The organism is Patulibacter ginsengiterrae (genome assembly GCF_056269115.1).
The window spans coordinates 1-588 of sequence record NZ_JBWDOG010000050.1 but is presented as its reverse complement, the minus strand read 5'-3'; the positions used below and the strand labels follow the sequence as shown (position 1 = coordinate 588).

Here is a 588-nt window from a genome sequence, read left to right as displayed (position 1 = left end):
CCAGTTTGGCAATAATTTCTTCCAAGGTCATACGGCCTTGACCGATATGGTTATTGTCTTGGAACACCATCGGTACAGCCATGATTTTGCGTTCTTCAACTTCATCTTGGAAGAATGCACCATCAATCATAGTTGCTGTCGTGCCTGGGTTGTAAATAGCAATCAGGTTCAACGCTTGCACCACGTCTGGACAGTTATGACAGCTTAAAGACACAAAGACGTCAAAGTCAGACTGGATGCCCAAAGCTTTGATTGAAGCTAAAACTTCATCCGATACTTTGGGTGCATAACCTGAGGTTTGTAACAATGCCAAAATCAAAGAGGTGAACTCATGTCCCATCGGTAAACCCGCAAAGAAGACACGAGGCTCTTCACCGGCTTTTGCCACACCAAAGCTAGGTGCACGTGAGTTTTGACCATCAAAACGTGCAGTCACCAGCGGAGACAGTGCTGCAACCTCTTCAACCAATTCTTTGATTTTGTCTGATTTCTCAGAACCGTTCAAAGTCGCAACCAATTCAATCGGAGCTTCAAGGCGTTCAAGAAGTGTTTTTAATTGAGCTGAAGTATTTTGATCTAACATTGTTA

Annotated in this window: 1 protein-coding gene; it reads right to left on the bottom strand. The window is 43.7% G+C overall.

Annotated elements, in window-relative coordinates; all coding sequences use genetic code 11:
- Positions 1 to 583: thioredoxin family protein (locus tag ACVUH9_RS22250; RefSeq protein WP_475761019.1), on the bottom strand; the 583-nt coding region annotated here is incomplete at its 3' end.
- Positions 584 to 588 lie beyond the last annotated feature (5 nt).